Origin of the sequence: Martinezella lusitana, from assembly GCF_900094565.1 — a bacterium.
Classification (GTDB): Bacteria; Pseudomonadota; Alphaproteobacteria; order Rhizobiales; family Rhizobiaceae; genus Rhizobium; species Rhizobium lusitanum.
On the sequence record NZ_FMAF01000013.1, the window covers coordinates 1 to 13,251 of the forward strand.

15 protein-coding genes are annotated in these 13,251 nt (G+C 59.5%); all 15 read right to left on the reverse strand.

Translation table 11 applies throughout. The features are described from left to right. Window positions 1-758, reverse strand: a 758-nt coding sequence (gene folD / locus GA0061101_RS22855) for a bifunctional methylenetetrahydrofolate dehydrogenase/methenyltetrahydrofolate cyclohydrolase FolD (RefSeq protein WP_092575179.1), incomplete at its 3' end; no start/stop codon positions are given. A gap of 117 nt (window positions 759-875) precedes the next feature. Further along, the gene (locus GA0061101_RS22860) at window positions 876-2,795 is read right to left on the reverse strand and encodes a GumC domain-containing protein (protein WP_092575037.1); all 1,920 of its coding nucleotides are present in this window, start codon (window positions 2,793-2,795) and stop codon (window positions 876-878) included. Window positions 2,796-2,895: 100 nt separating this feature from the next. Then, window positions 2,896-3,735, reverse strand: a complete 840-nt coding sequence (locus GA0061101_RS22865) for a WecB/TagA/CpsF family glycosyltransferase (RefSeq protein ID WP_037203344.1) — start codon at window positions 3,733-3,735, stop codon at window positions 2,896-2,898. 261 nt (window positions 3,736-3,996) lie between these two features. Then, window positions 3,997-4,524 carry a hypothetical protein gene (locus tag GA0061101_RS22870; protein ID WP_037203301.1) on the reverse strand — a complete coding sequence of 176 codons (528 nt, stop codon included), beginning with the start codon at window positions 4,522-4,524 and terminating at the stop codon, window positions 3,997-3,999. After that, window positions 4,521-4,889: a hypothetical protein gene (locus tag GA0061101_RS22875; RefSeq protein ID WP_037203300.1), complete on the reverse strand. Its 369-nt coding sequence runs from the start codon at window positions 4,887-4,889 to the stop codon at window positions 4,521-4,523. Before GA0061101_RS22875 ends, GA0061101_RS22870 begins: the two co-directional genes overlap by 4 nt. Before the next feature lie 13 nt (window positions 4,890-4,902). Then, complete coding sequence (locus GA0061101_RS22880) at window positions 4,903-5,499, reverse strand: rod-binding protein (protein WP_047641009.1); 597 nt, start codon at window positions 5,497-5,499, stop codon at window positions 4,903-4,905. Window positions 5,500-5,631: 132 nt separating this feature from the next. After that, on the reverse strand, window positions 5,632-6,051 hold the full coding sequence (locus GA0061101_RS22885) for a hypothetical protein (protein ID WP_037203296.1): 420 nt from the start codon (window positions 6,049-6,051) through the stop codon (window positions 5,632-5,634). Window positions 6,052-6,123: 72 nt separating this feature from the next. Beyond that, window positions 6,124-6,876, reverse strand: a complete 753-nt coding sequence (fliR, locus tag GA0061101_RS22890; protein WP_037203295.1) for a flagellar biosynthetic protein FliR — start codon at window positions 6,874-6,876, stop codon at window positions 6,124-6,126. After that, complete coding sequence (flhA, locus tag GA0061101_RS22895; RefSeq protein WP_037203293.1) at window positions 6,873-8,960, reverse strand: flagellar biosynthesis protein FlhA; 2,088 nt, start codon at window positions 8,958-8,960, stop codon at window positions 6,873-6,875. The genes fliR and flhA overlap by 4 nt, the downstream gene beginning before the upstream one ends. 149 nt (window positions 8,961-9,109) lie before the next feature. Beyond that, window positions 9,110-9,376: a flagellar biosynthesis protein FliQ gene (fliQ, locus tag GA0061101_RS22900; protein WP_037203292.1), complete on the reverse strand. Its 267-nt coding sequence runs from the start codon at window positions 9,374-9,376 to the stop codon at window positions 9,110-9,112. Window positions 9,377-9,421: 45 nt separating this feature from the next. Next, window positions 9,422-9,898 carry a flagellar hook assembly protein FlgD gene (gene flgD, locus GA0061101_RS22905; RefSeq protein WP_037203290.1) on the reverse strand — a complete coding sequence of 159 codons (477 nt, stop codon included), beginning with the start codon at window positions 9,896-9,898 and terminating at the stop codon, window positions 9,422-9,424. Beyond that, a complete protein-coding gene (gene flbT / locus GA0061101_RS22910) occupies window positions 9,886-10,338 on the reverse strand; it encodes a flagellar biosynthesis repressor FlbT (protein ID WP_037203289.1) in 453 nt (150 codons plus the stop codon). Before flbT ends, flgD begins: the two co-directional genes overlap by 13 nt. Further along, window positions 10,335-10,682 carry a flagellar biosynthesis regulator FlaF gene (gene flaF / locus GA0061101_RS22915; protein ID WP_037203287.1) on the reverse strand — a complete coding sequence of 116 codons (348 nt, stop codon included), beginning with the start codon at window positions 10,680-10,682 and terminating at the stop codon, window positions 10,335-10,337. Before flaF ends, flbT begins: the two co-directional genes overlap by 4 nt. A gap of 37 nt (window positions 10,683-10,719) precedes the next feature. After that, the gene (locus tag GA0061101_RS22920) at window positions 10,720-11,763 is read right to left on the reverse strand and encodes a flagellar hook-associated family protein (protein ID WP_047555963.1); all 1,044 of its coding nucleotides are present in this window, start codon (window positions 11,761-11,763) and stop codon (window positions 10,720-10,722) included. Between the two features lie 3 nt (window positions 11,764-11,766). Continuing rightward, window positions 11,767-13,242 carry a flagellar hook-associated protein FlgK gene (flgK, locus tag GA0061101_RS22925; RefSeq protein ID WP_047555967.1) on the reverse strand — a complete coding sequence of 492 codons (1,476 nt, stop codon included), beginning with the start codon at window positions 13,240-13,242 and terminating at the stop codon, window positions 11,767-11,769. Window positions 13,243-13,251: the final 9 nt, after the last annotated feature.

A 13,251-nucleotide genomic window follows, 5' to 3' on the forward strand; every position in this document is an offset into this window, starting at 1 on the left:
ACATCGCCGACCAGCCGGCTCTTGCCCTCGCCGCGCTCCGGTGCGGCAATGCGGTTGATGCCGACATCGATAACCGTTGCGCCCGGCTTGATCCAATCGGCCTTGACCATCTCAGGCCGACCGACCGCGGCCACCAGGATATCAGCGCCGCGAGCCACAGATGCCAGATCCCTGGTGCGCGAATGCGCCGTCGTGACAGTCGCATTGGCATTGAGCAGCAATTGCGCCATCGGCTTGCCGAACAGATTGGAGCGGCCGATGACGACGGCATTCAGCCCCGACAGGTCCTCGCCATGAATGCGCCGCACCAACAGCATGGCGCCGGCCGGCGTGCAGGAGATCAGTCCGGTTGAGAGATCGCCGGTCGCAAGCTTGCCGGCATTGACCACATGCAACCCATCGACATCCTTGTCCGGCCGGATCGACTGGATGATCGCATCGGAATCCAGATGCTTCGGCAGCGGCAGCTGCACCAGAATGCCGTGAATGGACGGATCCTCGTTCAGGGACTGTACCAAACCAGCGAGTTCTTCCTGCGTCGTTTCCGCCGGCAGCGTGTGCTGGATGGACTTGAAGCCACATTCCTTGGCCATCTTGCTCTTGGAGTTCACATAAGCGTGGCTGGCCGAATCGTCGCCGACGATGACGACGGCAAGTCCGGTCTTAACACCGGTCTCCGTCTCAAGCCCGCCGGCGGCAACCTTCACCGCCTCGATCACCGAAGCCGCCGCAATCTTTCCGTCGATCACTGTCGTCACGCTCGTCTCCCGATATGAATTCGGCAGCAATCTACAAGCCGTCAGCCTGATCGAATTGCCTGCAAACGCCCTATGGTGTCTGAAAGTGGTAATTGCAAGGAGAAAACGGCGGGCCGATCAACCGCGGCCGACATGCCTGTGCGCGGCATAGGTTTGAACCTTGGCACGCAGGAACGCCAGTTCCTGACGGACACGCGTCCATTCATCGGCGCCGGCCGGTTGGCTTCCCATTTCCGGCATAGGGGTCGCAACAGGTTCGTCGGGAGCATCGTGCGTTGACGGAAACTCCAGCTCGATATCCTGCTGAAGAGCGGTGGTGGCATCGACGACCGTATCGTCCTCCGTCGGCGCGGCACCAGTAAGCCATTTACGCAGGAAAACCAGGCAAAGAGCCAGGCAGAGCCCTCCCAGGAAGCCGATCGCCTGATTGCCGACAAGACCGTCGTCCAGCGGCGCTGCGGCTGCGACGGCCTGCGACACCACGGTCAACGGCGCCCCGGCTTCTGGCGGAGCAATAACGGGATTTTGCTGATCGGCCTCGTAGCGGCTTTGCGCGGCGGCAACGGCATCCTGCAATTGCGCGAGACGGACGACGTCAATATCGACGCTCTTCTGGCTGAGAGCGGTCATACGCGCAGAAAGGGCCTGCTGGTCTTCAAGGGCGGTCTTCAAGGCTGCATCGCTGCTGACGACAAGCCGTTGCAGCTGGCTGCGGATGCTGGCCGTGAGATCATCGACGGTTGCCTGCTGCGCGAGCAGGCGGGGATGGCGGGGACCAAGCTGCGTCGAGAGCTGCGTAAGCTGCGCCTTGGCGGCGTTGTAACGGCTGCGCAGATCATCGAGGGCGGCCGATGCCAGATCGCCCGGCAATGCACCGCCGAGGACGGAAGCAGGTGTCGCGGATTTGACCGCCGAAACGCGCGCCTTGGCGCTACGCACTGCCAGACCGGCCGCTTTGATGTCGCCATCCAACTGCTGCCGCTGCTCCTGCAACGCCAGTGCCGCCGCGATCCTGTCTTCGCCATACTGCGCCTTGAAGCCGGCGAGTGCGGCCGAGGCACGCTCGAGCTCCTTGCGACTGTTATCGGCTGCCATATCGCCAACGGCTGGTGTTCCCGCCGCCTGCGCGACGGCGGCATCATGCGTCGTGGCCACAGCCAGCCGATTGGCGATCTCGGCGGACCTGACCGGATCGCCCGTGGTGACAGCCAAGCGCAGGAGGCCGGCCGAGCCATCGACGCTCACGGCGACGCCCTTGCGAAGAGCGGCTTGCGCGCGCGACGGCGCATCGGAGGCATTGCCGTTGCCGGACAGGAGTTCGACGGCAACGCCAAGAGCGCCCGCCCGGCTGCCGGTAAATTCCGGATCGCGATCCAGCTTCAGCCTGGCGACGACGTCGGAAAGGGCTGAAGGGGCGACCGCGCGCTTTGCCGCTACATCCAGCAATGCCTGGCGCGCGCGGCCCTCCTTCCCTTCAACATGCAGGACGGTCTGCGACATATAGAGCGGCGGTGGCGCGAGCATCGTCGGAATGGCCGCTCCCGCCAGCGAAGCTGCGATGACAAAACCGATGGAGCCAACACCAAAAGTCCAAGGACGCAGCGGGGGGATTTGCTCGCGCGAGACTGGTGTGGCGGTCTGAGCCGGCAGCCCGGTTCCGCCATCGAGCAGGTCGGGCACGAATTCCAGCAGATCCACGTCGGCCTCCGATGACGGATGACTGACCGGCTCGTCGATGTAGCGATGGCTCAGAATGCTGCTGATATGCTCGGTCAGGGACTGGGCCTGCTGCGCACCTTCCTCCACGAATGCCTTTCGACCCGAGACAGGATAGGGATCGCCGCGGAGCATTCTGCGCAGAATCGCGCGCAGCTCCGCATCGCGTGGATCGTCAGAGTTGGCCGCACGCAGATGGGAGGCAGCAGAGGGTATATTGTCTTCCCGATCGGAGGCGACACGCCGGTGCGGCCGGCGCGAAACCTCGAAGGCTTCCGCATCGTCAGGGTAAAATCCGAGCCTTGCTTTGTTTTCCGACATGGCAGGTCATCTCGCGCGCATGGTCGGGGACCGATGCGAATGGTTAACCCACTCTAAATTTTCATGCCAAAGAAAAGGTTAACGCCACGTCAGCGCGTGATCAACTCGCGAGTTTATCTCGCGATACGAGCAGCGGCTGCGGCGCTTCCTGTGGTTCTGCGCGAAGGATACGCTCCTTGCGGCCGAACTGGTGCCGAATCACCTGATAGAAGAACAGCGGCACGCCGAGGACATAGCGCCGCCACAGCCTGTTCGGTTCCAACAGCAGGCGGAACATCCATTCGCTGCGCAATGCGCGTACCAGCCCCGGAGCGCGCGGCACCGTTCCGGAAAAGAAATCGAACAGCGCGCCAACGGTCAGCACCAACCGCGCATGCTGCGGACCGACATTTTCGGCAACCCATTTTTCCTGCAGCGGCGTTCCCATGCCGACGATCAGCACATCGATCTTCTGTCGGCTGATTTCCCTGGTTACCGCGTCGCTTCTCGCCGGATCGAAGAAGCCGTCCGAGATGACGATGAATTCATGCCAAGGCGCGTGTCGCCGCATTCTCTCCGCGGCCTTCTCGACGATCGCGCGACGGCCACCCACGAGACCGATGCGCTTCGGCCGCTCCATGAAGGTCAGCAGCGCCGGTACGAAATCGGTGCCGTTCAAATTGGCGGGAAAGGGCTCTCCGTGGGCAACCCGGGAGGCGATATCGAGACCCACGCCATCAGGCAAAACGAGATTGCGCTCCAGAACCTCGCGATAGCTCTCGTCGCGCAGCATCACCAGCATGTTGTGGGCATTGACGAAGGAAATCGCGGTATGTCCGACCGGCAGGGATGCGAGCTCATCGATGAAGGTCAGCGCGTCTTCCCAATCAAGATCGCAGACCGGCAGATCGAAGATCATGCGGCGTGACGCGAGTACGGCAAAATCAGCGACCGGATTCAATCCAACAACCTCCTGCCGGCAGCGCTCAACCATATCCGGCGCCGGCGATACAAGGCACGCCTCCCCGGCCGTTCGTCGGCGCGGCAACTAGAGAGGCATGCACAGGAGGTGCTTATAGCAAGGCAATTCCAACCTTCCGTTAGAATAAATCCTTTAAATTGCTTGAAATTGTCAGGGGTTTGTTAACTTTGTCGTCGGGCGGCAAATCGTTGTTTGCCGCCGCTCGGATGGGGCGGCGCTATCGCCTTGGCAAGCCGATATCTAGTGAGCAGTCGCGCTGTCGGTCGTGGCATCCTTCACGATCTTCACCGGCTTGACCGTTTTCCTGCCGATGCTTTCGCCGCCATGAGTTTCCTCCTTGGAGAGGTAGTCGAGCTGTTCGATCAGCACGTCGGCAACATAGTCGCCGCCGAGCCGTTCGTTCATCCGCTTCTTCAGATCGCTGCGAAAGGCAGCGACATCGAAGCTCTCGACGTGGGCGATATCGATCGCCTTGTTGCCGATCAGCAGCGAAAAGAGCTCGTCGGTCGTCAGTTCCGGCAAGGGTATCTGCAGTGCGTTTACCTTGCCCTTCTCCATCATGAAGGAGATACGGGTCAGGAAATAGCCGGTCACCTGGCCGTTGGCGATGACGGGAACATTGATCGATTCGCCCTTGACCAGTTCCTGCTGTGCCTTCTTGGCATCGTCAGGACTGGTCGCGGGCGCCGTCGCCGTCTGCACCGAAAAATAGACCGAGGCCAATGTTACGGCGCAGACCCACAGGCCGGTGAGAACGAGCTTGATCATCCAGCCTCACGGACGCGGAATTGCTCTTGCGAATAGGTGCCGTCCGCATCGGCGTTCTGCACCGCGTTCCGCAGAATGTCGGCGACCGCGCGCACGGCCTCGAGATGAGCCTCGACGCGACGCGCGTTCACAACCAGTTTCTTCTTCAGGCCATGAAGCTGCTCGATATGAGCGACGGCGAGTTCCGCCGGATCGGTATCCCGAAACAGCATCGACAATTCGTAGAGGCAGCGGCTCTTGTGAGCGTTCGACACCTTCAGATCGAACTCCGGGTCGGTGCCGATCCGGTTGTTCTCGTTATCGATAATCATCTCCAGGCGGCCAAGGACCGATTTGATCCGATAGTCTTGCGACATCACTTCCATGGTATTACCTCGCTTATGCTTTCTGGGACGTCAGCGTGTTCTGATTGGTGATGCTGGTATCGCTATCGCTATTGTCGTCAGCGGCGGCCAGCGTCTTGCGCTGAAAATCCGTGACGGCGCTCAAGGCCATCTTCTTGTCGTTCTCATTGGTCGCGGAATTGATGGCGCCGGTATTGCGCATCTTGGTGACCTGTTCCTGATACATCTTTTCGGCGATGCCGACGCCGCCATTCTTGGCGATCGTGTTGCCCAGCTGCTCGGCCATCATGCCTTTCCAGATCTCGCCAGCCGAACCCTTGCCGTAGAGCGTCTCGCTGCTCGGCAGCATGTTCTTCACGAAATTCTGCAGCATCATGGCCTCGAACTTGCGATAGACCTGTGGTACCTTCGTCGGGCCAGTGTGGGTATTGGCGTTGCTGAGGCCGGCCTGGGTTGCAGCGCTATTAAGGGCATCGAATGCCGCGCCGAAGCCATTGCCGTTTTCGGCGAGGCTGGTGGCGGCGAAAGCGGCCTTGTTGGCGGCGAGCTTGGCCTGGGCGGCCTCGACATCGGTCGGATTGGCGGCCTTGACGACATCCAGAACCAAATCACTCGGAGGCGAAATAGCCACGTCACGTCTCCTTCTGCTATCGCATGCCCCGGAAACACACGATGCATCGATCGCGTGGAGGGCATGTCGAATCAAACGGTCAGAGCAGGCGGGCAACCCAACGATGCACATCCTGCTCCATGATCGCGGTGATTATGGTTTTTGAACCTTGCTGGAGGCTGGCGTTGCAGCGGCGAAGTGCTGATCGACGATGTCGTAGACCGCATTATCGTCAGCTTCGCGCGTTTCGAGCTCCCGAGCGTCCTTCATATGCTCTTCCAGCCGGTCAGCCTTGGTGCGTTCCTGCTGGACCTTCATCTGAATCAGCTCCTGAATGCCTTCAAGCTGCTGATCCCTGATCGTCAGGCGGCCATAGCGGTCGGCATACTGTATGGAGAACGCCATATGAATGGGGTCGGCGGAGCTGATCGCATCCATCACCCTTTCCATCGATGCGGTGACATCGTCGCGCTGACGCGTCGTATCGGCAAGCTCGTTTTCGGCTATCCGTTCCAGATGCCGCTGCACCGCGACGAGGCGCTTCAGTTTTTCAGAACGACTTCTTTCCGCCATGGCCTACCTGCCCACCGTCTGTGCGTTCCCGAGCCCGTCCAAGGTGCGATGCGCAGCCTTTCCGCTCATCCGCTAATGCCCGTTGAAAACAGTGAGGAACGCATTGGAGAACTGGCTGATCATCGTCGCCATACTGAGATAGAGCATGAACAAACCGCCCATCAGAAGATAGGGCGTGGAAATGAAATAGATCGGTATCTGCGGCGCCAGCTTGTTGATGAAGCCGATCGAGATCTGGAACATCAGGCCGTAAAGCAGAAAAGGGCTCGCCAGCCGCAGCATGATGAAGAAAGTTGCTTCCAGCGCGTCCGTAATGGAGATCAGCGCGGTCCGAGGCTCGATATGCCCGCCGAAGGGAATGAGGGAATAGGAATCGACCAACGCCTGCAGAACGTAGTGATGAAAATCCAGGATGAAGAGAATCATCAGCCCGCAAAAGCTGATGAGGCTGGTCATCGAGGTCTCGCTTGAATCCTCGATCATATCAGCGCCGGCCGGAGCGTTGAAGCCGATCATCATTGATATGACCGTACCGGCGAACTGCAGGCCCAGCGTATAGATCCGGGCCATCATGCCGTACATCAGACCGATGATCGCTTCGGTGAAGATCAACGCTATATAGCTCGCGCCGCTCTTCGACACTTCGGGATAGATCGTATTCCAGAGCAGCGGCAGGATCGCCATCGACAAGGCCACCGAGATAAGCAGCCGAATCTGCGTCGGCACCCGGCCCGACGAAAACCCCGGAAGCACCATCATGCAGCCGCCGATGCGGCAGAAGGCGACGAACAGCGCCAGAATGGTACCCTGGGGGTCAGATATCATGAAATGGAACCTAGAATCTTGATCTCGATCCCCTTGGCCAATTCCACATGCGACAGAACCGGAAGTGTCGCGAACAAGCGTTCGATGATCATGCGCACATAGGAGCGCGTTTCCGGCGACGTGACAAGAACGAAGGGCATGCCTCGGTCCATATATTCACGGATAACTTTGCCTGCCTGCTCGCTGAACTCCTCGAGGCTGCGCGGATCGATGTCAAACTCGACGACCTCGCCCTTCTGATCGCGCTTAAGCGCCTGGTGGAAGACCAGGTCCCATTTGCTGCCGAGGCGCAGCACTCGCAATACGCCGTTGTCGGCCAGATCGCCGCAGAGCTGCTGCGCCATGCGCACGCGGACATGCTCGACGATCTGCTCCGTCTTGCGCACGTGCGGCGCAAGTTCGGCCACGGCTTCAAGGATGAGATGCAGGTTGCGGATCGAGACGCGCTCGGCAAGCAGCAGCTTCAGCACCGCCTGCAAGCCCGAATAGGACATATGCGACGAGCAGATCTCGTCGGCGAGCTTCTTGTACTCGGGATCGAGACGTTCGATCAATATCTTCACGTCCTTGTAGGACAGAAGTGCGGGCAAGTTGTTGCGAATGACCTCGCTCATATGGGTCAGCACGACGGAAACATTGTCGATCGGCTGGAAGCCTTCGCGCTTCAGATCCTCCGTGAAGGCTTCGAGAACGGACACGGCCGGCATGCCGAAGGCGGGTTCGCGGATGTCATCGCCCGGAACGGTGGGTTTGCGGCCCGCGCCGGTGACGACAAGCACTTCGCCGACGCGCAGCACGTTGGAGGCGATCGTCGTGCCGTGGATGCGGATCTGATACGACTTGTCGGCGATGGCCATGTCGTCGATCACCTTGATCTCCGGCACGACGAAGCCGTATTGCGTCGCGAACTTCTTGCGCATCTTGCCGACGCGGAAGGCCAGTTCCTGATGGGCGCCGAGCAGGCGGGTGGAGACGATCTTGCCAAGCGCCAGCTCGATCTCGGCGGTCTTCAGAACCGACTTGACCGAATCCTTCTCCATCTCCTTCGTCTGCATCACCTTCTGCTCCTCGGCGTCGCGGCGAAGCTTGTTCTCGGCTTCGACCTGGCGCGGAATGAACCAGGCGCCGGCCGCCATCAGGCCGCCAAGGAACACGAAGGGCACGAATGGCATGCCGGGCATGATGGCCAGAATGCCCATCAGGACCGCCGAGACGGCGAGCGCGCGCGGATAGCCGCTCAACTGATTGATGACGGCCTGATCGGTGGAACCGGAGGTGCCGCCGCGCGAAACGAGGAGGCCGGCGGCCAGAGACACGATCAGCGCCGGCATCTGCGACACCAGACCATCGCCGACCGAAAGCTTGACGAAGACGTCCGCAGCCTGGCCGATCGGCATGCTGTGACGGAAATAGCCGATGATGATGCCGCCGAAGATATTGATGCAAGTGATCAAAAGGCCGGCAACCGCGTCACCGCGCACGAACTTCGAGGCACCGTCCATGGCGCCGAAAAAGGAGCTTTCCTCTTCCAGTTCCCGACGGCGTCGCTGCGCCTCCTTCTCATCGATCAGGCCCGCCGAAAGATCGGCGTCGATCGCCATCTGCTTGCCGGGGATGGCATCCAGGGTGAAGCGGGCGCCGACTTCGGCGATACGCGTCGCGCCCTTTGTGATGACGATGAAGTTGATGGTGATCAGGATCATGAAGACGATCAGACCAATGACGAAATCGCCCGACATCACCAGGCTGGCGAAGCCCGCAATGACGCCGCCCGCGGCGTCATGCCCCTCATAGCCATGCGAGAGGATGACACGCGTCGTCGCGATGTTCAGCGCCAGACGCGTCATCGTGGCGATCAGAAGGATCGTCGGGAAGGACGAAAACTCCAGCGGCTTCTTGATCCACAATGCCACCATGAGGATCAGCACCGAAAGCGCGATCGAAAAAGCGAGCCCGAGATCGATCAGGAACGGCGGGATCGGCAGGAACAGCACGCAAAGAATGACCATGATACCGAGGGCGAACCCGATATCACGAACGCTTGGATTGGCTTTGGGGAGTGCTAATGCGGGTGGTTGTGCCATCGACCGGTTCCGTCTCTTCATGAGAGGGGGCAAACGGCTGATCCGCCTGCCCTATTCGAACCGATCTTTAAGAGGCGAAGCTTGTGCGAGAATGGCTTACAGCCAGCGAAACATCTGAGCCGAAAGCCATTTCGGCCTCCGGCCCCGATCTAGAAGCCCGATTGGATTCGGGAAAAGACAAGATTGGTGAAGATCGAGATCTGCGAGCCGACGAAAGGGGCCGTGATGCCGATGGTCACCATGACGGCGACGATCTTCGGCACGAAGGTCAATGTCGCCTCCTGCACCTGGGTCAGCGCCTGAATCAAGGCGATCACCAGACCGACAATCATGGCCGCGAGAACCGCCGGGCCGGAAGCCACGAGCACCGTCCGGATCGCCGCCTGGAAGATATCCAATGCATCGGCTTCATTCATGACATCTTCACCTCAGGTTCAGCCAGCTCCTCATAAGCTGCTGCTCTAGTTCGTACTCGACGAATCGCCGGTGCCAGTATCGCTCGATGATGTCGTCGTATCAATGGCCGTGCCAGCCGGGGCAATCGTCACACCGGCCTGGATCAGGACCTTGTCGCCCGCCGTGGTCTGGGCGATAACACCGTCCGAATAGACGGTTACTTCCTTGATCGTGCCCGTGACCTTGCCGTCGGCGCTCTGGATTTGCTTGCCGATATAGTCGGACGCCTGCGAGATCCATTGGTTCTGCAACACCGTTTCGAGGTGTGAGTTCGTCTGGATCTGCTGCTCGACCTGAGAGAAGCTGGCAAGCTGTGAGATCTGCTGGGTGGCATCCATCGGAGAGGTCGGATCCTGGTTCTTCATCTGTGCGATGAGGAGCTGCAGGAAGTCGTTATAATTCAGGGTGGCGCTCGCCGAGGCTGCGGCAGCGGTTTTGGAGGAACCGCTCGTGCTGCTGTTGACGGCATCTACCGCTGCCATGGAGCAATCTCCCGGCGAATGTGTTCGATCGTGGCCGCGGGCATCTCCTGATTATTCAGAATATTGTCCTCGACCGGATAGAGCCCGCGGATCGCCTTCAATGCATCGAAGGCGCGGCCGGTGGCCACGAGGCCGTCGATACGCTTCAACTCGGCCAGCACTTCCTCATTATGGAAGCAGGACAGCAGCATAACGATCGACTTGCGGAACATCGTCGTCGACTGTTCCTTGCCTTCGGGATTGATGAGGATCATCTGCGCGATGAAATAGAGCTGGCGCAGCGGGGTGTTGGCGTCCTCTGGCTGAAGCACGTGGTTTTCAAGGAGGAAGGTCACATCATTCAGGAATTCCAGGGCGACCTTGCGATCGACACGCAGAACAGCCCCATTGATAAAGATCTTTTCCCCGGCTTTAAGCGATATGCGAAGCGTACTTTTCATTTAAGTCCATCCCTGATGATGGTGGTGACATCGATGATGCCTTGATAGTTTTCCGACTGGCGCCGCCGGATCCGATCGCATTCCTTCAATATCCAGATGGCGATCGAAATTAAGTTGGCGCGCAGTTCGACATTGAGCTGGTTCTCCGGACTTTTCAGGTCCTCGACGAAGCTGACCCATACGCGCCGCGTATAGAACAGGGCTTCAATCGCTTCACGGCCGTATTTCCCCGCATCACGGGCCGCAGAGAGAAGGGCAATCGACCGGTCCAGAACTTGTCGTTCTCGCTCTTTGGCGTCGGCCACTGCATCCTGCATGACTTCCGCATATGAGAACTGATACATTCATGCATCCTTCCTGGTCATTACTTCCCTTTGATCATCAAAGGTAATTTACAAGGCTTAACTGTTGGATCTTCGAGACGATGGTGTAAGCGGTCTGGAGCTGCGTCTCGAGGCTATTGACCTTGGTGGAAGCCTCGTAGGGATCCACTCCCGTCAGGTCGCCAATATTGGTATTGAGAATGGTCTTCTGGGCATTCAGAGCGGTGTTTGCATCCGTCAGGCGCGACTGAGAGAGGCCGAGCTGGCTCGCCTGGGTGTTAAGTCCGTCGATCGCCTGGCGCGCATAGCTGGTCGCCTGGTCGGTGACTGCATTCAATGCATCCTGACCAAGACTGGGCGTCGTACTCATCAGCGAATTGGCAACGGTCGTTGCGAGTGCCAGATAGCGCATACCCGACGAATTCGCATTTGTCGACGAATCGATGACTTCAGAGTTACTAATCCGGTTGGTCATGTTCTGATCCGACGCACTCGACCAGCTGGACCAACTACTGTCGGACGTGACCATCGGCTCGACAATGGTCGTGATGAAGTCCTTCATCTGGGCGCCGCTGAGCTGGTCAACGGTTGTGCCATTGTCCGTGGCATACTGCGTCAACGCTGTCTGGATCGCGGTGGTCGCCGCCGCGGAGTTGTCTGTCACGGGCTGCACGTCGGTGTTGGTGCCGGCAAAAAGATATTCGCCGTTGACCATGGTATTGGCGTCCGCAATAAAGCTGGACATGGTCGCCGTGGCCGTCTGCTGCGTCAGCGACACGCTACTACCGTCGGTATTGCCGCGCAGCGCCACCAGCTGATCCATGAACTTCTGTGCCTGAGAGCTCATATCGCTCAAGGCAGTCTGCGACGACGTCATTCGCTGGTTTGCGATCGAGTTGCTGCTGAGGATCGAATCGATGCGCGTCACTTCCCTCGTCAGATTAACGTTCTGCGTCGTGCCGCTGCCCAACGAAACGCCAATATCCGCATAGGTACCTGTCGTGGCCTCAGTCGATGCATCTGTCATCTCGTTCTGCGCCTGACGGATCGTCTGACGCATGGAGTTCTGAATGGCTGTGCTCGAAATGAAAGAAAGTTTCATGGCTTAGCTCGCAATATCCAGTACCGATTGAAGCATCTCGTTGACTGCATTCAATATCTTGGTTCCAGCCTTGTAGGACTGTTCGATATCCATCATCAGCGTCAGCTCTTCGTCGAGATTGACACCGGTCGCGTTTGAATAGGCGCTTGAGGAGCGCGACAGTGCCGCAGACGTGTTTTCACCCGCCGTCGTCGCCGCGCTGCGCTGCCCCTCGAGCCAGCCGATAGAGCTGGACGAGTAATCCATGAGGCTGGCGCTGGTGTCGGAGCCCGCAGTGGAGTCGAAATCCATCTTCGTGTTCATGGCGGTGATGTAGGCATCCAGCTGGGTGGAATAACCGCTATCGCCGCTGGCGTTGACGACATAGTCCGTCCCGTTGATACCGCCGTCGCGCAGGAGGTTCGGATTGCCGCCCTGCGACGCGATCAATGCCGGGTTGACGGTGATCGAGCCGGCCATACCCGTGACGACGGATGCGCTGGTTGGAACAGTGCCGTCGCTCCAGGTAAACAAACCGGTCTGCGCCGCTGCGGTAGGATCCGTCTGGTTCTTCTCCGAGAAGACCGTTACCAGACCGCGCGCGATTTCATCGAGTTGTTTCTGGTAGGTCGGAGCGACGTCGTCTCGAACCTGCAACGACGCCTGGAGGCTACCCTGCGCCGTGGTGGCGGCGCCCTGACCCGCAGGCAATGCAACACCGTCGATGTAGACATTGTTGCCGGGAGTGCCTGCCGTGTAGGAATTCGTCGGCGTAAAGGTCACCGAGCGCGGAATGGTCTCGAAGAGGGTCGCACCGTTTGTGGTGTAGAGCGCCACGTCGTTGTTGGCGCGCGTCACCGTCGTCACACCGACAATCTGCGAGATCTGCTTCAAGACGGAATCGCGTTGATCGAGCGCATCGGCGACCGCGCTCGATGTAGGCCCGGCGGTTGCCGTCGCGGACTTGACCGCGTCGTTTGCCGTCTGGAACTGATTCAACAGACCGTTCAGCGTATCGACATCGGACGCGATCTGCTTGTCGGCATCGGCCCGGGTGCTCTGCACCACGGTCGTGGCGTCGTTGAGCCCGGTGGCAAGGCTTTGAGCCGCATTGATGGCGGATTGAGCCGCCGTGGTGCTGGACGGCGACCCCGCATAAGTCTGCATCGCTGTCTGAAAGGCAGACAGGTAGGTCGCAGGTGCGGTCTCGTTGTCGTTGCCGCCAATCGTCGCTGACTGAAGGCTGTTATAGGCCTTCAGAAGCAGCTGTTGCGCAGCGTCGGCCGACGCGTTGCCGAGATAGGCCTTCTGCAGCGCCGGCTCATCGGCGCGAGCGATCTTCACCACCTGCGCGCCAGACATGTCGGTCGTCAGCATCGCCTGGCGACGCGAATAATCCGCGTTGCTAGCATTGGAGATATTGTTCGATACGACGCTGCTCTGCGCGCCGGTATTGTTGAATATCGCCTGTGCGTTATTGAGTGCTGTTGTGAGCGACATGACTGACTC